Origin of the sequence: Pontibacillus sp. HN14 (genome assembly GCF_021129245.1) — a bacterium.
In the GTDB taxonomy this organism is placed as follows: domain Bacteria; phylum Bacillota; class Bacilli; order Bacillales; family BH030062; genus Pontibacillus.
Map to the genome: position 1 here is coordinate 86,145 of NZ_JAJOLR010000004.1, position 24,976 is coordinate 111,120.

Below are 24,976 nucleotides of genomic sequence, written 5' to 3' on the forward strand. Positions count from 1 at the left end.
AAAAAATATCAGGGGGGTTCATTTTTCTTATGAAGAATAGAAGAAATTTTTATTGGCTAATGTCACTAATGTTAATGCTGACATTATTCTTAGCAGCATGTAACAGTGACGCTAACGGTGACTCAGATGACAGTGGAGATGACACAGAAGATACTTCAGAAAACACAGATTCTGAAGGGGATAGCGGAGAAGATGCAAGCGGTGAACCACAAGAAGGTGGAACACTTAATTATGCAATCGATAGTGAACCAGAAGGGATCTTAAGCCCGAACTTCTACGGAAGTGCTACCGACTTTGAAGTTATTCAATTTGGTATTGATCCACTATTTGAATACGATGAAAACTTACAGATCGAGCCTAACTTGGCTGACTGGAGTACAGAAGATAACAAAGTGTTCACATTTACGTTTGAAGAAGGCGTTAAATGGCACAATGGCGATGAACTAACAGTTGAAGACTGGGTATTCGCTCTTGAAACACTTGCTGATCCTGATTACACAGGTCCTCGTTATGCAAACGTTCAAACGATCGAAGGTGCTGAAGCTTACCACAGTGGTGACGCTGATAGCATTTCTGGTATCGAAGTGGTTAGTGATTATGAAGTTAAAGTTACATTCGACAAAGCTCGTGTAAACAACTTACTTAACGTTTGGTCTTACCCAATGAACCGCAGCTACTGGGAAGGCGTAGAAGTAGCTGACATGCAAGATAGCGATAAAATGCGTCAAGGCATGATGGGTACTGGACCATTTAAACTTACAAAAGTTGTTCCTGGTGAATCTTATCAATATGAAGCAAATGAAGATTATTGGAAAGGTGCTCCTAAACTAGACAAAGTTATCGTTAAAGTTATCGATAGTAAATCTGTAATTGGTGCACTAGAAAATGGTGACGTGGACATGGTTCCTGTACACCCAACTCTTGGTAAACAAGTAGAAGAAATGGAAAACGTTGATCTTAGAACATATCCAGGTCTTTCTTATTACTACCTTGGATTCAAATTCGGTAAATTCGACAACGAAAAGAAAGAAGTTGTTGAGAAGAACGATAAGTATGCAGACTTAAAACTACGTAAAGCTATGTATCATGCAATTAACCGTGACGAGTGGATTGAAGCATTCTTTAGTGGTTATGGTTCTAAAGTAAATGCTCCAGTACCAACAAACCACTGGATTGCTGCTGATCAAAGCGAATTAAATGATTATGCTTATGATACTGAAAAAGCGAAGAGCCTTCTTGATGAAGCTGGCTACAAAGATGTAAATGATGATGGATTCCGTGAAGATCCAAATGGTGATGAGTTTGTTATTAACCTAGCACACTATGCTTCTACAAACCCTACATTTGAGTCTCGTGCAAAAGCACTTACTCAGTACTGGGAAGAAGTAGGATTAAAAGCTGAACTACAAATGATCGAATCAAGTCTTTACTATGACAAAGTTGAAAAAGATGCTGAGGGTATCGAAGTATTCTTCGGTGGCTGGAGTACTGGTTCTGATCCAGACCCATCTGCACTTTGGAAATCTGACCAACTTTGGAACTACACTCGTTGGGTAAACGAAGAGAGTGATCAACTTCTAGACGACGCTCTAGACATTGATAAAGTTGGTACAGACCAAGAGAAGCGTAAAGAGAAATATGTAGAATGGCAAAAACTTCTTAACGAGCAGCTACCTATGCTTTATATTGCTGAGCTAGAAGAAATTTACGGTGTTAACAAGCGTGTTGGCGGTGTTGAATTTGACGTTTCAGGTTCTAACAGCCCACACCTATGGTACATCCAGAACTAAAATCAGCATGTAAGTTTTACTTCAGATAAGGGGAATGTCCATGTTAAAGTACACGCTTCGCAGATTATTAGGCATGATACCGATGTTGCTCCTTATCTCCATTGTAGTGTTCTTCCTGGCATTAGCTATGCCAGGAGATCCCTTCTCTGGAGAGATAGATCCGAATAACACTGATCCAGAATATATTGAAGAAATGCGTGAGAAATTGGGATACAATGACCCGATTCACGTTCAATATTGGAATTGGATCACAGGATTTGTTCAAGGTGACTTTGGTAAGTCTGTTAAGTACAAAATCCAAGTAAGTGACTTAATCGCTCAGCGATTACCTAATACGTTGTTCTTAGGAATCTTGTCACTTGTAATCACATACTTATTTGCTTTTGCAATGGGAATGACTGCAGGAAGAAAGCCTTACACGAAGTTAGACCATTTTATCGGTGGATTTAACTATATGATGTTGGCAATTCCAAGTTACATCGCAGGTGTATTTGCGATTTACTTCTTCTCATTCCAATTAGATTGGTTCCCGTTTAACGGTTCCGTTAACATAGCCGTTGATGAAGGTACACTAGACTGGTGGTTAAGTAAGATCTATCACACGTTCTTACCGGCACTAGTATTAGGGGCTATGGGAACGGCGAGTTATACACAATTCTTGCGTAACGATATTATTGATAACAGTAATAAAGACTTTGTTCGTACGGCACGTGCGAAAGGTACGCCAGAAGCAAGAATTTACAATCACCATATCTTAAGAAACTCCATCATTCCATTAATTACGTTCTTAGGGTTTGATCTAGTTTCTCTTGTAAATGGTGCCCTTATTACAGAAACAATCTTTACGTATCCAGGTTTAGGACAATTATTCCTGACGTCAGTACAAGCTTCTGACTACCCAACACTCATGACGTTAACGCTTATGTTCTCGTTCATCGTTTTAGTTGGTAACTTGATTGCTGATATTCTCTACGGAATCGTTGACCCAAGGATCAGAATTGATTAGGAGGTGTGGCTATGGAAGTCGTTCATAATAAAGATTCACAGCTGCAGACATCAAAGCCACCCAAGAGTATGTCCCCTTGGGCAATGGCCCGTCGAAAATTTATGAAGAATAAGCTAGCTATGATTAGTTTGATTTACTTACTCATTCTAGCAGTCCTTTCGCTTTTAGCGCCTTACATTACAACGATTGATATTTCACGTGTAAATATTGGTGAAATGAAACTTCCTCCATCGGCTGACCACTGGTTCGGCACGGATACAAGTGGACGAGATGTCTTTGTCCGCTTGCTTTACGGAGGTAGAGTATCCTTATTTGTAGGGGTTAGTTGTACCATTATTATCTTAGCTTTAGGTGTCCTTGTCGGAGCTATAGCTGGTTTCTTTGGTGGTATTGTGGACAGTATGTTAATGCGTTTCACAGACTTTGTTCTAAACTTCCCATTCTTAGTATTCGTTATCGTTCTTAACGCAATCCTTTTTGGAAAAGTTGGCGGTGTCGGAGTACTTATCGGGGTTATTAGTTTACTCGGTTGGGGCGGGGTAGCTCGTCTAGTTCGGAGTAAAATTCTATCTGAAAAAGAGAATGAATATGTCCTCGCTGCTACATCTATTGGTGGCAGACCGAATAAAGTTATTATGAAGCACTTGCTTCCTAACGTTATGACAACGGTGATCGTTCAAGCGACGATTACATTTGCTCAGATGATTGTAGCAGAATCCGCCCTTAGTTACTTAGGCTTTGGTGTACCGCAGGAAGTACCAAGTTGGGGGAACATGTTATCAGCCTCTCAACAACCGGAAGTTCTGCAGAGTATGCCTTGGATTTGGGTACCACCAGCGATTATCTTGGTGCTTACAATCTTAGCGATCAACTTTATTGGAGAAGGGGTTAAAGACGCCTTCAATCCTAAATCATTCCGTTAATCAAAATCTACCAAAGATTCTTTGGTAGATTTTTTTATTCTTTAAATGAGTTTATTTAAGGATAGGGGGGATGGTTGAACGCTCTAGTGTGAGAGAATGTTTCCGTTTGCTATAGTTGAGTGTAAGGAGGGTCTGGAAACCACTCGCTTTCCTGTGGGGAGCTGGTGAGCCTCCTCAACCGGCTTTGCCGGCCTCCGGGGTCTCACCTAGATTGAAATGTGCAAGCGTGGTGCCTAGGACCGTACGGATAAGGCAGCTTTTTGGAGAAGGCGTTTAGCCTTTGGAAAAAAGATGACTTATCGCGCTAGGTCCTCCACGCTGGCACTAGACTGGCTCTTCAGCCCACGGGAGTCTCGCAGTTTCCAAACCCTCCTCTTCAATGATAGAAGTAACGGAAACATGCCATATATGCCATATTCTTTATGAGAGGTGACTGTTCCCCCAACCTCCCATAAATCGTAACGGTCAAGAACCATACCAAAATATCTTGTAAATATGAAAACAGTTTTATGGAAAAATCATGAGTAAATTTCCTTATTTTAGACAAACTACTGTTGATTACAACATGAAGGAGAGATAGGAAATGAAGAAAATGATCTTTTCGTTTTTATTCGCCATCGTGCTAGTCGCCCTCATTGTACCAGGTGCTGGCCATGCGCAAAGTACGGATACATATACCGTAAAGAGTGGCGATACCCTTTGGAAAATTTCACAGCGTTATAAAATTGGTTTATCGGAAATTATCAGTGCCAATCCACAGTTTAGCAATCCGGATTTAATCTACCCAGGTGATCGTGTGACGATCCCACTTAAGGGAGATATTAAGTCGGTTGAGCAGGAAGTTATTCGCTTAACGAACAAGGAACGCGCGAAGCAGGGATTACCAGCACTAAAGAGTGATTGGCAATTATCTCGTGTTGCTCGTTATAAATCTAGAGATATGAGGGATCAAGGCTACTTTGCTCACAACTCCCCAACCTATGGTTCTCCTTTTGAAATGATGAAGTCATTCAACATCTCTTATCGTAAGGCGGCTGAGAATATCGCCGCAGGCCAACGTACACCGCAAGAGGTTGTGCAGGCATGGATGGATAGTCCAGGGCACAGAAAGAATATTTTAGATAAAGATCTTACGTATATTGGGGTAGGATATGCTGAAGGCGGTAGTTATGGTAACTATTGGACACAGCAGTTTATTACGAAATAAAGGGAAAAAGTCAGCCTTCTGGGTTGGCTTTTTTTTTATGAGAAATCCATCTTTCAGACATGATTCAAATGCAATAGGCCAATACTACGATAAGAAGTAAAAAAATTTTTTCAGAGAAAATAGCGAGAAATTAACGTTTTTCCCTTTGTAAGCGTTAATATGGAAATGTTTGCATTTGCAAGACGTCTGACAACTTGGTATGATTCTGTAGGAAGGTATAAATGAAAGCATTTTCATTGCTGTCATATCAATTACTATTAAATTTATATAAAAGGGAAAGGGAGGCATTAGTGCCATGGATATTCTACTTGGCTTACTTGCAATTGTAGTCGTTCTCGGTATCGGATTTTTAATGTCGAATAACCGAAGTAACATTAATTATAAAGGTATCGGAATTATGCTTGTTCTACAATTGTTTACGACTTGGTTTGTGTTCAACACTAAGATTGGTAAAATCATTATTACAGGAATCTCCGCTGCTTTTGATCAGCTTATTCAATCTGGACGAGCTGGGGTTATGTTTATCTTGCCGAACGTAGCAAATGTTGGGGAAGATGGAAATCCGTTAAACGTATTCTTCTTAGACGTTCTTATGATTATTATTTTCTTCGCTGTTCTTCTATCTGTTTTAACGTATCTTAAGATTTTGCCTACGATTATTAAATACTTGGGTGCTGCGATTTCTAAAGTCACAGGACTTCCAAAAGTAGAATCATTTAATGCAGTAAACAGTATGTTCTTTGGACAATCTGAAGCATTATTAGCGATTAAATCACAGTTTCACCACTTAGAAAACAACCGACTATACATCGTAAGTGCCTCCGCGATGGGCTCTGTATCTGCATCCATTGTAGGTGCCTATCTTGAAATGCTACCTGAACAATTTGTCCTTGTAGCCATTCCGTTAAACATGTTTAGTGCTCTTATCCTTGGATCATTAATAGCACCAGTAAAAGTATCGAAAGAAGAAGACCATGTTGACATAAAAGAAGTGTCAAATGCAAATAGCTTCTTCGAGGCAATGGGGAACGGAGCTTTAGATGGGGGTAAGATTGCTCTAATCGTAGCAGCGATGTTAGTAGCCTTTACCGCATCCCTGGACTTTGCAAACTTCTTGATCTCAAGCGTCTTCTCAGGCGTAACATTAGAACAAATTCTTGGGTATATCCTTGCACCTATTGCCTTCTTAATGGGGATTCCATCAGATGAACTTATTACAGCAGGTAGCTTAATGGGTACAAAGATTATCACAAACGAATTCGTAGCTATGCTTCAGCTGACAGATATGATTAAAGATCTTTCTGACAAAACGGTTGGTATCGTTTCTGTATTCTTAACAAGCTTTGCGAACTTTGCCTCAATCGGAATCATTGCTGGTACAGTTCAAGGAATTGACAGTAAGAAAGGTGCAGCCGTATCGAAGTTCGGTCTTAAATTGTTAGTCGGAGCAACGTTAGGTTCTGTACTATCCGCAACCATTGCAGGTTTGTTCCTATAAAATCATAGAAGTCTCTCTACACCAAAAACGCTTAGAACGCTATGTTCTAAGCGTTTTTTTTTGTGTCTCCACAATGTGGGAATGTTTCCGTTAGCTTCGTTTTGAGAGGAAGGAGGGCCTGGAAAGCGAGTAGTCCACCTGCTAACCCAAGCACTGTTCGGCAAGGGACCTTCAGTACTGATTAAAGTAGGTTTGCATTTTCCTAATAAAGGTAATATTCAAAGGAGGTAAATTAAAAAAGGAGTGCTTGTATCATGGAACAATACGGACTTTTTATAAATGGCGAATGGACAAAGTCAAAAGAAACGGTAGAGGTGTACAATAAGTATACCCAACAAGTACATGCGGAGGTTTCGAAAGCTTCAGAGGATGAGGTGGACCAGGCCATTTCAAGTGCAGAGGCTGCTTATCGGAATACCGAATTCCCTCCTTACAAACGGTATGAAGTGCTTCATAAGGTAAGTGAATTGCTACAAGAGAATAAAGAAGAGATGGCGCAGATTATTACAGCAGAGGCAGGGAAGCCCATTAAACAAGCACGAACTGAAATTGACCGTGCTACCCAAACCATTGAATTATCAGCTGAGGAAGCGAAACGTATTCATGGGGAAGGGGTTCCTGTTGAGGCGGCACCGGGTTCTGAAAACCGAATGGCATTTACCATTAAAGTGCCTGTCGGTGTAGTGGGAGCGATTAGCCCGTTTAACTTCCCTGTAAACCTGGTTTCACATAAGATAGCTCCAGCGATTGCGGCAGGAAATGCTGTTGTACTTAAGCCGGCTAAGAACACACCAATCTCTTCCCTTAAGTTGGCCCAACTCTTCCAAGAAGCAGGTCTCCCTGCAGGATTCTTAAATGTAGTGGTCGGATCCGGTTCTGACATTGGAAGCTATATGATGAAAGATAAGCGGATTAATCTTTATACATTTACCGGAAGTGCAGAAGTAGGCTTGAAGCTGAAGCAAAACACGGGATTGAATAAACTGATCTTAGAGCTTGGGAACAACTCCCCGGTTATTGTCGATCGGGCTGCAGATGTAAAAACCGCTGCAGAAACATTAGCTCAAAAAAGCTTCGCATTCGCGGGTCAGGTTTGTATTTCGGTTCAGAGAATGTATGTCCATGAAGAAGTTGCGAGTGAATTCAAAGAGCACTTTATTAAAGCGACAAAGGAACTAAACGTAGGAGATCCAACAGATGATCAAACGGACGTTGGCCCGATGATTAGTCAGAGTGAAGCAGAGCGAGCGGAAGAGTGGATTCAGGAAGCGAAAGGCCAAGGAGCTGAAGTGATCCATGGCGGTCAGCGAAAAGGGGCAATGTTTGAGCCTACACTTCTTACAAACGTTGATCATTCTATGAAAGTGGTTTGTGAAGAGATCTTTGCCCCCGTTGTGACTATGATGACCTTTAGTGATCTAGATGAGTGCATTGAAGAAGTAAACAAATCCAACTATGGATTACAAGGTGGGATCTTTACCCAGGACGTGGACCGTGCTTTTAAAGCTGCTCGAAAAGTAGAAGTTGGCGGGTTTATGATTAACGATGCTTCACAATACCGGGTAGATCTTATGCCATATGGTGGTGTGAAAGACAGCGGATGGGGCAAAGAAGGTCCTAAATATACGATTGAAGATATGACAGAGGAACGATTAGTGGTCATGAATCTTAAACAATAGTTGAAAGCAAAGCTCTCGTTTAGTTCATCTAAACGAGAGCTTTTTTTGACGAAACGTGTTAGAAATCGTTATTTCCTCGGAAATAGTGTAAGTTTTGGTCGTTGGCTTAATTAAATGTCATTATCCTCTTGTAAGAAGCCATATATTGAAATGAGGTTCGTTTAATGGGCAAACATGAGAGTGTACAAGAATGGAAGAAAGAGTGTGAGCGAATGTTTATAGAGCTTAGAAATAGCCAGAATTATTCTCAGTTTATTCATGAGGCCTATCAAATGAGTAAATGGCTCGATCCTGGAAGGTTGATAGTAACGAGGCAAAGGTGTGGTTCAATACTGTGATAAACAGTAGAAAAGCCAATGACTGATAATGTCATTGGCTTTTCGAAGTTTGAGAAGGGGCTTTTCTCTGTACATATAAAAGACGTGCAAATAGAGCGATGGCTCCAGCTGCGAGACCTATAATGAGCCCCATCCAATAGCCGGCAGGCCCAAAGAAGGTATACGTTGCCATAAGATAGCCGCTTGGAAGGCCAATGACCCAGTAGGAAACAAGAGCCATTATGAGCGTGATGTTGACATCTTTATAGCCTCTTAGGGCACCTTGAATCGGTGCTCCAAAGGCATCAGAAAGCTGGAAGAATATAGCGTAATAGAGAAAATGCTTCGTCATTTCAATGACTTCAGGGCGATCATTGTATAGTCGTGCCACCGGATCATCAAAGACATAGATCGCAATACCACATAAAATCGACAGCACTACTGCAATGCTTATCCCAAGATAGCTGTACTGTTTAGCGTGTTCCCGTCGATTACCTCCGGCTTCAAACCCCACTGCAATTGTAAGCGCCATGGCAATGCTAAGTGGGATCATATATAAGAACGAAGCGAAGTTAATCGCTGCTTGGTGAGCTGCGATCGTATTCGTATTATAAGTGCTCATAAGGATTGTTACAGCCGAGAAGATACTTACTTCAAAAAAGATGGCAAATCCAATGGGCACTCCAATCTTAAGCTGATTCCACCAGGCCCGAAGTGAGGGCTTCTCTAAAATACTGAAAATCGAATAGGTCGAAAATGGGCGGACACGGACAAGGAGGAAAATGGTGAACAATAACGTTACCCAGTAGGTTAGAGATGTGGCAATGCCTGCACCTACTCCTCCATAAGCCGGGAGACCGAACTTCCCAAATATAAAGACATAATTGAAAATAATGTTGAATGGCAAAGACAAAAGGGTAATGACCATTGTTACCCTCGTTTGACCAAGCGCATCTATAAAGGAGCGAAGACCATTATAGATGAATAATGGAATAATGCCCGTACTTAGCGCAATCAGGTATTGCTTAGCGATGGTGCGCACCTCTGGTTCTAACTCCATCATGTTTAAAATTGGGTTCAAGATAAAGGAACCAATGATCAAAACGACCAGGGCCAGCAGGGTTGAAAGATAGACGCCTTGCCTTACGGCACTAGGTACGTCTTGTTTCTGATCTGCCCCGGTTAATTGTGCTACGATAGGGGAAAGGGCTAACATAATTCCGTTGATTCCTGTAAAGATCGGAACCCATAGACTAGATCCTATGGCAACTCCGGCAAGATCTTCTGCCCCTGCATTTCCTGACATCACGGTGTCAAAGAAATTCATTGCATACATACCAAGCTGTGTTACAAGAATAGGACCTAAAATAATAAGAAATAATTTAGTTTTTTCTTGCCATGTATCAGTTTTGTACATGAAACTCTTCCTTTTATCCGAAATTTCTTTTACGATAAGGGGGATTATAGCATAGATTCAACCGTAACTGTGAAAATTTGAGAATGTTTCTATATAGAAAGGACGTCAAAGTTATGAACACGAAGCGTATACTCTTTACTGGAGGGGGAACGGCAGGGCATGTGATTGTGAATCTTGCTCTTATACCAGAATTTCAAAAAGAGGGATGGGAAGTTGATTATATCGGTTCTCATGAAGGGATCGAACGCCAATTAATCGAGTCTCTTGGAGGGGTTACCTATTACCCTATTTCAACAGGGAAGCTGCGCCGTTATTTCTCGAAAGAAAACTTTAAAGATCCTTTCAAAGTTCTGAAGGGAACCGGTCAAGCTTATTCTATTATTCGTAAACGAAAGCCTAGAGTCATTTTCTCGAAAGGTGGATTCGTATCCGTTCCTGTACTATTAGCCGCACGTATGGCCGCGGTACCGTCTGTTATTCATGAATCCGATTATACACCAGGGCTTGCAAATAAATTAGCGATGCCTTTTGCGAAGAAAGTATTAGCCACTTTCCCTGAAACCATGAACCACATCTCTGATAAGAAAGCAGAGTGGGTCGGAGCTGTTGTTCGTGAAGAATTGTTCCAAGGGGATGCTGCAAGAGGTCGTGCTTTATGTGACTTCACTCGTAATAAGCCTGTTTTACTCGTTATGGGAGGAAGTATGGGCTCTAAGAAAATTAACGATGCCATTCGAGATCAATTAGATGAACTGTTAAAAGAATTTCAGGTTGTTCATCTTTGTGGAAGAGGAAATCAGGATGAAAGTATAAATAGGCCTGGGTATGTACAGTTTGAGTATGTGAACAAAGAGTTAAATGATCTATTCGCCATGACCGACTTTGTGGTCTCTCGTGCCGGTTCAAACGCCATTTTTGAATTCCTAGCTCTGAAAAAACCAATGCTTCTTATTCCGTTGTCCAGGCATGCCAGTCGTGGGGATCAGATATTAAATGCAAACTCCTTTGAGAAGCAAGGATATGCGAGAGTCGTTGAAGAAGAAGAATTAGATGAGCAGCGATTTTTACAAGAAGTGAAGCAACTAAGAGATGAAAAAGAGACGATTCTTGAAGCGATGAGTCAGTATCAAAGCAAACGTGCTAAGGATCAGGTCATTCAAATGATTAAATCTCATGCAAAATCTAAATAACAATCGATACTCCGTCCCGTGGATTTCTTGGGGCGGTTTTATTTGGAAAGAAACTTCTATATAAGTCACCTTGTATTCTTTATAATAGAAACAGAATGATGAGGAAGGTGAACGATATGAAAGATCTGATCTGTCGTTATTGTGGAAAGAAAATTGAGAAGGATCAGCTTCGGACAGCTATTCGGCGTATGAAGATGGTTCCTTTCCATAAAGAATGCTTTGAATTACAAGAAGAAGAAACGATATCAATGAATGAGATGTGGAAGCCGGTTAATCAAACAGGATGGACCATTACCTCTGGTGCTATGCTACTTTTTGCGATCACCATGGCGATGACAGAGTGGTTAGGGAACATCGGAGATTTGTTAGGGGTCTTTGCGCTCTATCCTGTTATCATTCGCTTTATCTCTTTAGTGGTCTATGAAACAAGATAAGTATTTCTTTATTTTGGAAGGTCGATGTGCTAGAGTGGGTACGTTGCTTCAAATGTGTACGTGCTCTACCACGTTTGACTCGTCATTCACATCACACCTGTGAAAGGAGAATGGCTTATGAAAGAACACCCTGATTATCAAGAGGAATTAGATCGTCTCACCTTTACGAAAGTGTACATGGATTCGGTTATTGCTGCCCAAGAGTCGGATCAGGAGACGTTAAGGAAACGCCAAGAAAGTACGGTAGCAGCCCTTGATTTCAAGGACAGTAGTTTGAAATATCAAGACATGCTGACTCATGCGAATTTTATGAAGATGTCCAAAGATCAACTAGAAAACCTCAAGAAACTCCGAAAGAAACCGTATTTCGCCCGCATTGACTATCACCGAAAAGAAAAACCTGAACGCGAAACCTTTTATATAGGGAAAGTTTCCTTGTTTGACCGTGAAACCCAACAACCGATCATTCTTGATTGGCGCTCGCCTCTTGCGAACGTCTATTACGAGGGACGCGTTGGGGATGTGAGTTATGAAGCACATGGGGAGACGTATGAGGGGAATGTTTCTTTAAAGAGGCAGTATTCAATTGAAGAAGGAGAGCTGCAAGACTTCAGGGATATCGATATCACCACAAAAGATGACTTACTACAAGACTCCTTATCTCAGAACGCAGATCACCGCTTAACGGAAATCGTGTCTACTATTCAGGAGGAACAAAACCGAGTGATTCGCGCCGACCTTCGTAAACCGATTGTGGTCCAGGGGGCTGCTGGGAGCGGAAAGACAACCATTGCCCTGCACAGGGTGTCCTATTTCTTATATACCTTACAAGATATCTTTAGTCCTGAGGAAATGCTTATACTTGCTCCCAATCGCTTATTTATAGACTATATGAAGGAAGTTCTGCCTGAGCTAGGTGTTGAGAAGTCGAGGTCGACTACATACGTCGATTATGTAAAGCTTGTCACGAATCACTCCTTTACTGTTCAAACTCAACACGAAACGCTTATGAACATCTTAGAACACTCTGATGAAGAGGAATCGATCTTAAGAATGGCAGAATGGAAAGGTTCTAAAGAATTTCAGCCCGTTCTTGATCAATTCCTGCAGTATATGAAGAAGGAATTTTTAGTCGAGACCGATTTAAAAATTGCCGGATTTAGAGTGGTGAATGGGAAGAAGATCAGAAAGCTCTTTGTAGAGGATTACTCCTATTTACCTTTTTACAAACGTAAAGAGAAAATTCGCCAGGTTCTAATGAGTGACGTAAGAAGAAAGAAGAAAGTCATGCTTCAGAAGATGACAAAGAAGTATGATGATGAGCTTGATCGTGCTTTATATGGGATTAAAGATCCTGACAAACGAAAGCGACGTGTTAGTTTCTTGTTGGATCAAAAGGATGCAAAACTAAAACAGATTGAATCAGAATCGAAAAAAGCGGTACGAGAATACATGAAGCAGTATCCCAATGATCCTTTACCAACTTATTTTAGGCGTTTCTATGAAGAGGCTGATCGTTTTCATATGTTGATGAAAGACTTTGGAACCGATTCGGACCGTGAGTTTATGAGGTCCCATACATTACGTCAGATTAAGAAGAAAACAGTGGACGCAGAAGATTTGGCAACCCTCTTATATCTTCATGCTATCCTTTACGGACTTGACCCTGATTATAAGGCTAAAAAGGTCGTTATGGATGAAGCACAGGATTATTCGTATATGGAGTTTGTAAGCTTGAAGAGAGCATTGAATACCGATTTGTTTACGATTGTAGGGGATCTCGCTCAAGGAATTTATCAGTATCGTGGATTAAAAGAGTGGAAGCCGATCTTAGAAGATGTGTTCCGTGCTCCAAATTATTTAACCCTACAGAAAACATACCGAACGACGATTGAAATTATGGAAGTAGCAAACAGCATACTGACGTCTATGAATGCGAACCTGCCCCTTGCAGAACCAGTATTGAGGAGAGGGGATCAACCTTCCTTTCATTCTACAAGACAAAAGGGGTGGGAAGACAACTTATTCGAAGAATATAACCGTTTAAGAAAAGAGGGCTTTAAGAGTTTCGTTCTTATTGGAAAAACAGTGAAAGAGTGTCAGCTCATTGTTCAATCCTTAGAACCCTATGTTCCGGAAGACTCTCTTCAGTTTGTTCAAGGAGAGGAAGAGATGATGAAAGATCGCATTATTATTCTTCCTGTATATCTAGCAAAGGGGTTAGAGTTTGATTGTGTCTTTCTGGTCAATTTAAATGAGACGTATGCCCCTTCTCTGTTGGATAGGAAACTGTTATATGTGGCCATGACGCGGCCTTTGCATCGTCTGCAGTTTTGGGGGAAGGAACCTCAGGCCTTTCTTCTGGATGAAGTGAACGGGGAATACTATAAATCATAAATAGGTGAAAGACTGTCAAACCCTAGTTTGACAGTCTTTTCTTTTTGGGTGGTGCTCATATTCTTGGTTTATGGAATAAAAATTATGGGAAAGAGAACTTTGTAGGTTTCTGTCTAATTTTTCTGCAAATATTGATTATTCTTGTGGAATAAGGAGGAAAGTAGATGATTTATGTAAGAACTAAGGATAAATTCCCTCAGTGCTATTCTTTACATGTTCTTTACATTATACGATAAAATATCAGTTTTGATGGAAGTGCTTCCTTTTATGTACAATTGTAAATGTTGGCATAATTATTGGAGGCGATAGAAAATTAAGGAATAATGACAACTGAATGTAAGAGAGTAAACGGTTCAACCTCTTTATCTTCTTCGGAATCCCCTCTTTCGCCTTACTATAGGCTACTATCAATAAGCTAAGAACTTGTTTGAACGATCCACATCATTCAAGCGATCAATTTAAAAGAGTCGATTAATAGAACGCAAAACATTCGTGGAAACATGTGAAATACTTCACAAATAATCTTTGGGGGTCTATTATGCAGAAAAAATTTACGTTACTAATGAGCACTGTACTCGTACTGATTCTAGCAGCATGTAGTGGAAGTACTGAGTCAGAAGGTGACTCTATCGAAACGATCACGTTTTCAGACGCTGGTTGGGATAGTCAGCGCATACACAATCAAATCGCAGGAACGATTATCGAAAATGGCTTTGATTACGAAACAGATGTTACAACAGGATCTTCACCTGCTGTTGTACAGGGGTTAAGACAAGGTGACATCCAGGTAATGATGGAGTTTTGGGTAGATAATATGCAAGAAGAGTACGATGAGGCTATTGAAAAAGGTGAGATTAAAGAAGCCTCTGTGAACTTTGATGATAATAAGCAAGGGTACTGGGTGCCAACCTACGTTATTGAAGGAGATGAAGAACGTGGGATTGAACCAATGGCTCCGGATCTTAAAACGGTAGCAGACTTAAAGAAATACCCTGAATTATTCCAAGACCCAGAAGACCCTGATAAGGGAAGAGTCTACGGATCACCGTCTGGTTTTGCTGCTGACAAGATGTTGGAACCAAAATTAGATGCTTATAACTTAGATAACTTTAACTATTTCCGACCAGGGTCTTCAGCGGGACTAGCTACATCATTGGCGGATGCGTACGAAGCTGGAGATGCATGGGTTGGATACTACTGGTCCCCAACATGGGTAACGAGTGTGTTCGATATTACGCTTTTAGAAGAACCTGAATATAACGAAGAACAGTTTAAAGAAAACTATGGAACTGAGATTCCTCCAACAAGAGTAACAGTAGCAGTTCATTCTGATCTACCTGATCAAGCACCAGAAGTTTACGATTTCCTTCAAAACTATGAAACGAGTAATAAGCTAACTCAAAGTGCTTTAGGTTACATGAAGAAAAATGAAGCAACAGCAGAGGAAGCTGCTCATTGGTGGTTGAAGGAGCATGAAGACCTGTGGACGGAATGGGTATCAGAAGACGTCGTGAAAAAAGTAAAAGACGCGATTTAATAAAGGATAGGTAGATGAAGAGATCGCTCTGCCATCTACCTTTTCCATCTTTATAAATATGAATAAAGCGAGGGACCTCAATGGAAGGAAATTTTCCGGATATTAAGCTTGAGATCGGAAAGTATGTAGAGAATTTTGTTTTATGGCTTAACGATGTACTTGAGCCATTTTTTGATTTTATCTTTTTAATTGCTTCAAGAGCTATTTTGTCTATTGAAGCAGGGTTAATGTTTTTACCTTGGTGGGTGTTTATCGCCATTATCTTCGTACTAGGGTGGCGTTTTAAATCTATTACTGCCGGAATTTTATACGCTGCTTTCATGTTCCTTGTCGGGACGTTTGGGTTATGGGATGTATTAATGACAACGATTGCGATCGTCTTAACCTCAGTGATTACATCCCTATTGCTCGGAATTCCACTTGGCATATGGATGGCATTCAGTAAGAAATTCTCGTTTATTATGCGTCCTCTATTGGATGCGATGCAAACGATGCCGAGCTTCGTTTATTTAATACCAGCCATTTTCTTCTTTGGATTAGGAAACGTAGCTGCAGTATTTGCAACCCTTATTTATGCATTGCCTCCTGTTATTCGATTAACAGATCTTGCTATTCGTAATGTAGATTCAGAAGTCATCGAGTCTGCTGAATCCTTTGGATCTTCGAAATGGCAAATGCTTAAGAAAGTTCAGTTACCACAAGCCTTACCTACGATTATGGCAGGTGTGAATCAGACAACGATGATGGCGCTAGCGATGGTCGTTATCGCTTCTATGGTTGGAGCAGGTGGTTTAGGAGAACTCGTACTTGTTTCCATTAACCGTATTGATCTGGCACTCGGTTTTGAGGCTGGAATTAGTATTGTGTTCTTAGCGATTCTTATTGACCGTGTTACAGGCGGCGTGGCTGATCGATTCCAGAAACACAGGAGGGCTGATTAATGACCGTTAAAATGAGAGTAGAGCATGTATCAAAAATATTTGGTTCGAAACCTAAATCGATTATTCCGATGGTTCGTGATGGAATGGAGAAGGATCAAATTTTGAAGGAAACAGGCCATACCGTTGGTGTGTATGATGCCTCGATGGATATTAATCAAGGAGAGATCTTCGTTATTATGGGGCTTTCCGGAAGTGGGAAGTCAACCCTTATTCGTTGTCTGAATATGCTTAACAACCCAACGGATGGAAAGATATATGTAGATGATGAGAATATCGTGGAGTACAATCCATCTCAGTTAAAAAAATATCGCCAGGATAAGATTGCGATGGTCTTTCAGCATTTTGGTTTATTTGATCACCGCACCGTATTAGGTAATGTAGAATACGGACTTGAAATTCGAGGTGTTGAAAAGGAAGAACGCCGAGAAATTTCGATGAAGAATATCGAAATTGTAGGCCTGAAGGGGTATGAAGATAAATATCCAGGAGAGCTCTCAGGAGGAATGCAACAGCGTGTTGGACTTGCTCGCGCATTGGCTAATGACCCAGATATTCTATTAATGGATGAACCTTTCAGTGCCCTGGATCCGTTAATTCGCCGAGAAATGCAGCTAGAGTTGTTAGACATTCAAGAACGTCTTCAGAAAACGATCATCTTTATTACTCATGATGTGAACGAGGCATTTAAAATTGGAGATCGCGTAGCGGTTATGAAAAACGGTAAAGTTGAGCAAATCGGTACGCCTGAATCGATCTTAGAGAAACCTGCAAATGAGTATATTGAGAACTTTATTGCAGACATCGATCGTTCTAAGATCTTGCAGGCAGAGCATGTGATGATCAAGCCGAATGCCCTTGTTTCCCTTAAAGATGGACTGAATGTCGCCGTCAGGGAAATGGAAGAGAACGGGATATCCAGTGTATTTGTCGTAGACCGACAACGGCACGTGCAAGGGATTGTAACCATTGATGATGCGGTGAATGGAATTCGTGCTAAGAAGTCATTGTCGGATGTGTTAACAACAGATGTTCACATGGTTAAGAAAGATGAATATGTAAATGATCTAATTCCAAAAGCATTGGATTCCAAGTATCCTCTGGCTGTGTTAGGGGAGGATGATCGCTTAGAAGGGTTTATCCTAAGAGTTCATGTATTAGCAGGACTTGTAGGAGATGACATTGAAGAGCATGAAGCGGTTAAACAGTCGGTAACCATCTAAGGGAACTTTCTTAGCTTGTTGCTTTAGGAATATTTTTCAAGAGGTCCATCCCTATTCCCAGAAGAAGAGGGATGGACAATTTTATAATAAGGAGAAGTGGTATGAAGAAACTTACACTCGTATTTATTTCACTTTTAGTGATTGTTTTAGCTGCCTGCAGCGGAACGGCTCAATCAGAAAATGATAAGAAAATCGAAACCATAACTTTTGCTGACCCAGGTTGGGACAGTGTTCGTGTACATAATCAGATTGCTGCAACCATTATAGAGAATGGGTATGGCTATGATACAGAAGTTACAGCTGGCTCTACTCCTGCTACTGTACAGGGGTTACGTCAAGGGGATATTAATGCGTATATGGAATTATGGGTCGATAATATTGAAGAGCTATATAATGAAGCACTCGACCAAGGAGATATTGTAGAAACGTCAGTGAACTTTGATGATAATGAACAAGGTTATTATGTCCCGACTTATGTAATCAAAGGTGATAAAGAAAGAGGAATTGATCCTATCGCACCAGATCTTAAGTCTGTAGAAGATCTAAAGAAATATCCAGAGGTATTTAAAGACCCTGAACATCCTGAGAAGGCACGTATCTATGGTGCACCTTCAGGGTGGGCAGTGGATGAAATACTAGCACAAAAAGTCGAAACATATGGACTGGATACGTATAATTACTTCCGTCCAGGCTCTGGAGCTGCATTGGCGACGTCCTTAGCGGATGCTTATGAGTCTGGTGAAGCATGGGTTGGGTATTATTGGTCTCCAACGTGGGTGACAAGTATTTATGATCTTACATTGCTAGAAGAACCTGAATACAACAAAGAACAGTATCAAGAGAATTATGGGACAGAGATCCCGTCTATGCGCGTAACAACAGCGGTGCACAAAGATCTCCCAGACCAAGCACCTGAAGTGGTTACGTTCCTTAAGCAATATGAAACAAGTAATGCGTTGACGCAGAGTGCATTGGAATACATGAAGAAGAATGGCACGAATGCAGAAGAAACAGCACAGTGGTGGATGAAGGAACACGAAGATGTCTGGACAGAATGGGTTCCGGAAGAAGTCGTGTCGAAAGTAAAAGAGGCCTTGTAACTTTTAGAACCTGCTCTTTAACAAGAGTGGGTTCTTTTGTCGTATAAGGCTATTCATCAACCTTCATAAGATTAGCTGCAGTGCGCATTCGTTGTCATGAAAACATGAAAGCGGTATGATCGAAGGAGAATGAGGTAAACAGAGAGGGGCAAGTGATAATGAATTTGCAATCTACAACAACTTTACATAATGGCGTTAAAATGCCTAGAGTGGGTCTTGGCGTTTATAAAATGGAAGAAGGAAATGATGTGAAAGATGCGGTGCTTTCTGCAATTGATATTGGGTATCGCAGTATCGATACGGCTTCATTCTATAAGAATGAAGAAGGGGTCGGACAGGCCCTTCAAGAAACGTCCGTTTCTCGTGAAGATCTGTTCGTAACAACGAAGGTGTGGAATGATGAGCAAGGGTATGAAGAAACATTAGCGGCTTTCGATAGAAGTTTAGAGAAACTTGGTCTTGAGTATCTGGATCTTTATTTAATTCATTGGCCGGTCCCTGGAAAATATAAAGATACATGGAGAGCATTAGAGAAATTATATAAAGAAGGTAAAGTAAAAGCGATCGGCGTGAGTAACTTTATGGAGCATCACCTTGAAGATCTCCTGAAAGATGCTGAGGTGAAACCTGTAGTGAATCAGGTTGAACTTCATCCCCGTTTGGCTCAGCCTGAGCTGAGATCATTTTGTGAAGAGCGTGGAATTCAGATGGAAGCTTGGTCCCCGCTTGCTAGAGGAAAGTATTTTGATGCACCTATTTTAGAGGAGCTTGCTGAAAAGTATGAGAAAACACCAGCTCAGATTATCTTACGCTGGGATGTTCAGCACGGAATTATTACAATCCCTAAATCTACAAAGGCACACCGTCAAAAAGAAAACGCAGACCTATTTGATTTTGAATTAACAGCTGATGAGATGAAGCAAATCGATGACTTAAATACCGGAGAGCGTAATGGACCTCATCCGGATGAATTCGATTATAACGGATAATGGATGTAGAAAAGCCCCTTCTGAGAAAGAAAGGGCTTTTCTTATTTGATAATCCCATGACGGACGATTCGACTCTTCGCGCTTACCTCTACGTTAATATCAGGAATCATTTCTCTCCATTCCTCTTTACTCTTTAATGGACGCTGGGTATTGTAAATCTGACCAAATCCAATAGGGTCTACTTTTTTCTCTTTCGTCACTTCTACTACATTCTTAATTTCTTCCTCAATTAAATCGGCCAATTCTTCCTCTAGGAGTTTGACAACTTTAGGATCTTGAATTTTTAAATCATCTGATATCTCTAATATTCTTCCTTCAAGCATAACCTCTAGTTTGAATTCTAAAGAATCAGGCGAAGTGAGTTTTAAATTACTTTTACTCCTTATTTCATCAAATGTGACATACATCTTATCTATTTCTTCGTGATTTCGATCTGACTTGAAGTATGGTTTAAAGATTTCCCTTGGTAAACCAACCTCCAGGTGCCCAGCTTCAAAGCGACTTTCTATTAACTTTAGGTAAAATCCTTTTTTTACAGGGAGTTTCCCAACTAAACGATCGTCTTGCATTAAGGCTAAGTGTCTTAGCACAGGTTTGCCGTCTTCAAGGTTTAGCATAGGAAGAATAGGGTCGCGTCCAATGTCATAATAGTCATGTTGAAATTGATGTAGTGTACTGTAAGGAAGAACTTCGTTTCGAATGTTCTTTCGAAGCATACTGTTTAAGTAATTTCCGATGTCAGCCGCATCCTCCATTTTGTTTGAGGAAAGGATAGATTTAGCGTCTTCTTCGGCAATCGTCATATAAAGTAAGTCCGACACAGCGGCATCCCTTGCGAGGGTATCGGTTACCCTCATAATTCCTTTCTCAGCTAGCTGCGAGCCAAACACAGCAAGTCGTAGCTGTCCGGAAACAAGTTGCTTACTGGATTTTAAGTTTGCATCCTGTCGTATCCCTTTTGCTGAATTTGCTCGGCTTGTGATAATCTGAGACACACTATTGGCATTTGGATCGAACTGAAAGAAGATCAGCGTCCCTTCTAAGAAACCCTCTTCTAACAAGTCGTATCCTATGACAGTAATGATCCCGAGGCGTTCGATATATTTTTTCTCTACGCAACCGGTGAGAAGAACGAGGATACAAAGCGTACAAATCAGTTTCTTCATTGTGAGCCTCCTCGCTTTCTACGAATGTAGTTCTTCCCTAATACAATCGGTAATAGGACGAGAGGATAAACAAACGCAATATAAAAGCCAACCGTTGCTAGCTTATCCGTAAAATAATTGATTTGGAGACGATCTTGAAAGAGAATCGTTCCAAAGAACAGAAGAACGGCACTAACATAGAGTACATGCTTTTGTTTCAGTCCGTAAATTCGTTTAAATGTATACGTACATAGCCACATCACAGTGATCATGTTCGGTAAGATGACGATCATCCATATTCCAACGGCGATAATATCGAATCGCTCTAAGAAGGAAAATTGAATGATTTTAAACATAGAAAGGGTCGGCCAAATTAAACGCTCCAATTGTGGTCCGCTGAAATATCCGACCGTTACCGCAACGACTGCTAATGTAAGAAGAGTCGTGCTCCAAACACCTATTTGCACTGATCGATGTGCTTGTTGCTTATTTTGTATATAGGGGTAAATGAACATTAACGTTTCAAAGCCCACGAGGGAATAGGTTGCCTTAAATGTTCCTTGCAAGATATCCGAGTAGGGAGTGGTCATAATGGGAAAAAAGTGATTCCACTCCATAAGCGATACGGGTTTATACAGAACAATGACTAACCAAAAAGTCCCGATAAAGAATAAAAAGGAAACGCCTACAATAACCCTTACTCCCCCAAGAACTGCATAAACAACGAGTGATAGCAAGAACAAACACATGAGCCATGTGGGGATGGTTGGGAACAGAAACACCTGCACAACTTCAATGTAATTGAGAAGTACTGAAATAAGCAGACTGAAGAAGTAAAGGGCTAAAAGGGTTCCCAAAATCTTTCCGATCCATTTACCAAATATGTCGACTTGAATGCCAGGTAAATCTGCGCTTTGGTATTGATTAAGAATTTTAGACATACAAAAGACGCTAATACTCACCCAAACCCCCGCTATAATAACCGATATCCATGCATCTTGCTTCGCTTCAGCATAGATGTGGGTGGAGATCCCCATTATTCCTGTCCCTACTTGCGTTGTATGAATCAAGAAAATGAGGTAGAAAGCTTGAATTTGAATTCCTTCTGGTACTTGAAGTTGTATTTTCATAATGCATCCCTACTCATCAATATCTCTTTTCTTTTTGGCTTCCTTTTCCGAGAATTTTATAGGTTTCTTTGTTTCATTTACGGTTGGGCGTTTGTTCGCACGAGACCATGGAAGTCTTATGATCGAGTTATCCAAATCAGCAAAGTGGAACGGATACAATGGAGATAGGTATGGTGTGCCAAGAGACGTTACTTTCAGTAAATGGATAACTAGAAACGATAAACCAAGGAAGATTCCTATAAGCCCCCATAAGCCAGATAGAATAATCATTGGAAATCGTATAACCCTTATGGCTCCTCCCATCATATAGCTAGGCGCTGTAAAGGAGGCTAAAGCACTGAGGGCTACGACTATAATTAAGATATTACTCGTGAATCCGGCTTTAACGGCAGCTTGACCTAATACGATACCGCCTACAATACCCATTGTCTGACCCACTTTGGTCGGTAGCCGGGCGCCGGCCTCCCTGAGTAGTTCAATTAAGAGTTCTAGCAATAAGGCCTCAAACACAGGCGGGAATGGAACATTGGCTCTTGATTGTCCTAATGAGACCAAGAGAGAAGAAGGGATTACTTCTACATGGAAGGATAGACCAGCCACGTAAGCAGGTGTTAATAATATCGATAAGAACATCGCTGCTAATCGCATTAAGCGAAGAAACGTCCCAATGTTCCATCTGAAATAAATATCTTCTGTAGATTCTAAAAAGCTAAATAACGTCGACGGAGTCACCAGAACCGTCGGACTTTTATCCACCATAATCCCTACTTTGCCGTTAATTAAGGAGTTACAGAGTCTGTCTGGTAGCTCTGTGGTCAAAAGCTGTGGAAAAATACTTGATGAGCGATCCTCGATGTACTGTGCTAGCACGTTGCTATCCATCACATCGTTCACATCAAGGTCTTCAAGCCTTTGGCGTACTGTGTTAATTAAGTCATTATTTGCTATATTCTTTAAGTAGACGATCCGAATTTCAGTTGGAATTTCGGATCCGATAATTAACTTTTCGGTTGTAAATTCAGGTGTGTCTAAACGCCATCTGATAATGTTTAAGTTTGTGACCATGGATTCTGTGAAAGCAATTTGAGGACCGAGAACGAGTGATTCATTTTCCGCTCGAGATACAGCGCGACGCGCTTGTTCTGGAATGTAGTACGTAATCGGTTGGTCATCTTCTTCTACATAGATCCCTGCTCCGCCTTGGATGAGTTCTTTGGCCACGGATACAAGGGTGTCATGCAACGTACTCGAAGCAAGAGGCACTTCGTTTTGGATCATTTTTGCATCCCATGTTTTATTCTGAGAAGTGAGGAGTGTATCTAATAGGCTTCTGTGAAGCTGTTCTTTATTAATTTGATAGGTGAAGTAGAAGATCAGGACGCGCTTTTGTCCGAGCGTGTACGTCGTGAAGTTAAGGTCTGGACTATCCTGAAGCATCGTTGAAAGCTGCTTCTTAAATTCTTCAATTGAACAAGGAAACGTATCACTTGGCTTCTTCTTCTTTTGTACAGAACGGCGCATTTCGATCCTCCTTTTCGTTGGTCGTTTTTTGTTAGTATGGTGAGAATTCCATTTTTTATAAGGAGCATCCAAAAAAGATTCTAGGAGGAAATGAGTCAAGAACGGTTTTTATACTTTAAATACATAGTCACGTTCATTTGTTCAGATACTACTAGAACAATTTGAATCCAGAAGAAAAGGGCGAGATTGAGATGAGCCTGCAATTAATAGAAGCATATATTCCTGATAAACATTTTGAATCGGTCAATGAGAAGTTACAGGAACAGCCGCATACCTCCTATTGGGTTTCGAGTGAATCCGAAGAAAGAATGTTAGTAAGGATCCTTGTAGGCTCTGACCAGGTCGAAGAGATCCTGAACTATTTAGAGAGTGTCTCAAACGTTGTAGACGGATTTGAAACCATGTTAATTCCGGTGCGTACGTATTTATCACGGGAAACGTTAAATAGTGAGAGTGAAGAAGAAACAAACCAAGAAGATGCAGATGAGGAAGAAAAGCAAATTCTCCTTCGGGCAAGTCGTCAGGAACTAATTTCATTTGTGGAGAGTAACAGCGTAACGACATTAAATTACTCTCTTATGATCTTTTTTTCAGCTGTCGTGGGGTCAATGGGCTTTATTAAAGATAGCGATGCAGTTGTGATTGGCTCGATGGTGATTGCTCCTTTGATTGGTCCGGTTATTGCCACGGCTTTTGCTGCGATTCTTGGAGATTATCGGTTGCTTGGAAAGGCTGCTCTGACTTCCTTTATCGGTGTGGCTATTGTGGTCGTTATGGCTATTTTGTTTAATTTTATCTTTCATATGAGTGGGGAATCTTCTCAATATACATCGAGGACAGGTGTCACGGGTTCTGACTTTTTCCTGGCTCTCGCCGCCGGGGGGGCAGGAGCGATTGCTACGCTGAATCGAAAGGCCGGAAACTTGGTAGGTGTTATGGTAGCTGTAGCTTTGCTGCCACCAAACGTTGCACTTGGGATGTCGATTGGGAAAGGGTTATGGGATGAAGCGTACGGATCGTTTCTCCTTGTCACGGTCAATATTATGTGCATTCTGTTATCTGCGGTCATTGTTTTCTCCCTTGCAGGTATTCGGCCTGTCAGGTGGAAGGAAGTACAACGGGCCAATGTGTCGAGGTCCTTGTCTATTGTATTTGTATTAATCATTGTAGCTTCTTTAGTAGGGGTTATCTTTCTGGGTGAGGGAATTTCAATGCAATAACAAGTGTCATAACCCAAGCTTTCGTTTCATATTGTAAAAAAGAAAATGATGGAAAGTTATTGACTTAAGATTTTGAAAATTATATACTTTAATCACTATTTATGAAAGGGAGGTCACATCAAAATGAACAAGCGTAGAATTGTAATTATGATTGCCATGAATATGAATAATTACGTGACCTCATCCTTCTCGTAAAAAGGTTCCAGTTGTCTGGTATCCTTTTGTTCATTTTGAGACGTTGAGGAGGTTACGACTAGATCGTAGCCTCTTTTTTGTGCCTTTAGCACATACGTTAAGAGTCTAACGTATGTGCTT

At 40.9% G+C, this 24,976-nt stretch carries 19 protein-coding genes; 15 read left to right on the top strand and 4 right to left on the bottom strand.

Annotated features, from left to right (window positions below; all coding sequences use genetic code 11):
- Positions 1-59: 59 nt before the first annotated feature.
- From opp4A to LQ226_RS13890, 6 genes are all read left to right on the top strand, one after another.
- Positions 60-1,790: an oligopeptide ABC transporter substrate-binding protein gene (opp4A, locus tag LQ226_RS13865; RefSeq protein WP_231418550.1), complete on the top strand. Its 1,731-nt coding sequence runs from the start codon at positions 60-62 to the stop codon at positions 1,788-1,790.
- A 40-nt stretch (positions 1,791-1,830) separates the two neighbouring features.
- On the top strand, positions 1,831-2,796 hold the full coding sequence (gene opp4B, locus LQ226_RS13870) for an oligopeptide ABC transporter permease (protein ID WP_231418551.1): 966 nt from the start codon (positions 1,831-1,833) through the stop codon (positions 2,794-2,796).
- Between the two features lie 11 nt (positions 2,797-2,807).
- Complete coding sequence (gene opp4C, locus LQ226_RS13875) at positions 2,808-3,719, top strand: oligopeptide ABC transporter permease (RefSeq protein ID WP_231418552.1); 912 nt, start codon at positions 2,808-2,810, stop codon at positions 3,717-3,719.
- 583 nt (positions 3,720-4,302) lie between these two features.
- Positions 4,303-4,926, top strand: coding sequence for a SafA/ExsA family spore coat assembly protein (gene safA, locus LQ226_RS13880; protein WP_231418553.1), 624 nt, complete (start codon positions 4,303-4,305; stop codon positions 4,924-4,926).
- A gap of 295 nt (positions 4,927-5,221) precedes the next feature.
- Complete coding sequence (locus tag LQ226_RS13885; RefSeq protein ID WP_231418554.1) at positions 5,222-6,424, top strand: NupC/NupG family nucleoside CNT transporter; 1,203 nt, start codon at positions 5,222-5,224, stop codon at positions 6,422-6,424.
- 254 nt (positions 6,425-6,678) lie between these two features.
- Positions 6,679-8,103, top strand: coding sequence for an aldehyde dehydrogenase family protein (locus tag LQ226_RS13890; protein WP_231418555.1), 1,425 nt, complete (start codon positions 6,679-6,681; stop codon positions 8,101-8,103).
- A gap of 369 nt (positions 8,104-8,472) precedes the next feature.
- Here LQ226_RS13890 and LQ226_RS13895 read toward each other — a convergent pair whose 3' ends face one another.
- Entirely contained in the window at positions 8,473-9,837 is a 1,365-nt protein-coding gene (locus LQ226_RS13895; RefSeq protein ID WP_231418556.1) for an MATE family efflux transporter, read from the bottom strand.
- 113 nt (positions 9,838-9,950) lie between these two features.
- On the opposite strand from LQ226_RS13895, the gene LQ226_RS13900 reads away from it, so the two are divergent.
- The 8 genes from LQ226_RS13900 to LQ226_RS13935 all read left to right on the top strand — a co-directional run bounded on the left by LQ226_RS13900 (position 9,951) and on the right by LQ226_RS13935 (position 19,645).
- Positions 9,951-11,027: an undecaprenyldiphospho-muramoylpentapeptide beta-N-acetylglucosaminyltransferase gene (locus LQ226_RS13900; RefSeq protein WP_231418557.1), complete on the top strand. Its 1,077-nt coding sequence runs from the start codon at positions 9,951-9,953 to the stop codon at positions 11,025-11,027.
- A gap of 116 nt (positions 11,028-11,143) precedes the next feature.
- Positions 11,144-11,461 carry a hypothetical protein gene (locus tag LQ226_RS13905; RefSeq protein ID WP_231418558.1) on the top strand — a complete coding sequence of 106 codons (318 nt, stop codon included), beginning with the start codon at positions 11,144-11,146 and terminating at the stop codon, positions 11,459-11,461.
- A 117-nt stretch (positions 11,462-11,578) separates the two neighbouring features.
- Positions 11,579-13,858, top strand: a complete 2,280-nt coding sequence (gene helD, locus LQ226_RS13910) for an RNA polymerase recycling motor HelD (RefSeq protein WP_231418559.1) — start codon at positions 11,579-11,581, stop codon at positions 13,856-13,858.
- 538 nt (positions 13,859-14,396) lie between these two features.
- Positions 14,397-15,395 (top strand): ABC transporter substrate-binding protein, encoded by a 999-nt coding sequence (locus LQ226_RS13915; protein ID WP_231418560.1) that lies wholly within the window; start codon positions 14,397-14,399, stop codon positions 15,393-15,395.
- Between the two features lie 80 nt (positions 15,396-15,475).
- Complete coding sequence (locus LQ226_RS13920) at positions 15,476-16,336, top strand: ABC transporter permease (protein WP_231418561.1); 861 nt, start codon at positions 15,476-15,478, stop codon at positions 16,334-16,336.
- Positions 16,336-17,556 (top strand): quaternary amine ABC transporter ATP-binding protein, encoded by a 1,221-nt coding sequence (locus tag LQ226_RS13925; protein WP_231418562.1) that lies wholly within the window; start codon positions 16,336-16,338, stop codon positions 17,554-17,556. The genes LQ226_RS13920 and LQ226_RS13925 overlap by 1 nt, the downstream gene beginning before the upstream one ends.
- 101 nt (positions 17,557-17,657) lie before the next feature.
- Positions 17,658-18,656, top strand: a complete 999-nt coding sequence (locus LQ226_RS13930; protein WP_231418563.1) for an ABC transporter substrate-binding protein — start codon at positions 17,658-17,660, stop codon at positions 18,654-18,656.
- Between the two features lie 152 nt (positions 18,657-18,808).
- Positions 18,809-19,645: an aldo/keto reductase gene (locus LQ226_RS13935; protein ID WP_231418564.1), complete on the top strand. Its 837-nt coding sequence runs from the start codon at positions 18,809-18,811 to the stop codon at positions 19,643-19,645.
- Between the two features lie 41 nt (positions 19,646-19,686).
- On the opposite strand, the gene LQ226_RS13940 is transcribed toward LQ226_RS13935, so the two are convergent.
- Genes LQ226_RS13940 through LQ226_RS13950 form a run of 3 tightly spaced genes read right to left on the bottom strand, consistent with a single transcriptional unit; the run spans position 19,687 to position 23,441 of the window.
- A complete protein-coding gene (locus tag LQ226_RS13940; protein WP_231418565.1) occupies positions 19,687-20,811 on the bottom strand; it encodes a Ger(x)C family spore germination protein in 1,125 nt (374 codons plus the stop codon).
- The gene (locus LQ226_RS13945; RefSeq protein ID WP_231418566.1) at positions 20,808-21,920 is read right to left on the bottom strand and encodes a GerAB/ArcD/ProY family transporter; all 1,113 of its coding nucleotides are present in this window, start codon (positions 21,918-21,920) and stop codon (positions 20,808-20,810) included. The genes LQ226_RS13940 and LQ226_RS13945 overlap by 4 nt, the downstream gene beginning before the upstream one ends.
- Before the next feature lie 9 nt (positions 21,921-21,929).
- Positions 21,930-23,441 carry a spore germination protein gene (locus tag LQ226_RS13950; protein ID WP_231418567.1) on the bottom strand — a complete coding sequence of 504 codons (1,512 nt, stop codon included), beginning with the start codon at positions 23,439-23,441 and terminating at the stop codon, positions 21,930-21,932.
- Positions 23,442-23,632: 191 nt separating this feature from the next.
- Between LQ226_RS13950 and LQ226_RS13955 the strand changes: the two genes are divergently transcribed.
- Entirely contained in the window at positions 23,633-24,661 is a 1,029-nt protein-coding gene (locus LQ226_RS13955) for a TIGR00341 family protein (protein WP_231418568.1), read from the top strand.
- Positions 24,662-24,976 lie beyond the last annotated feature (315 nt).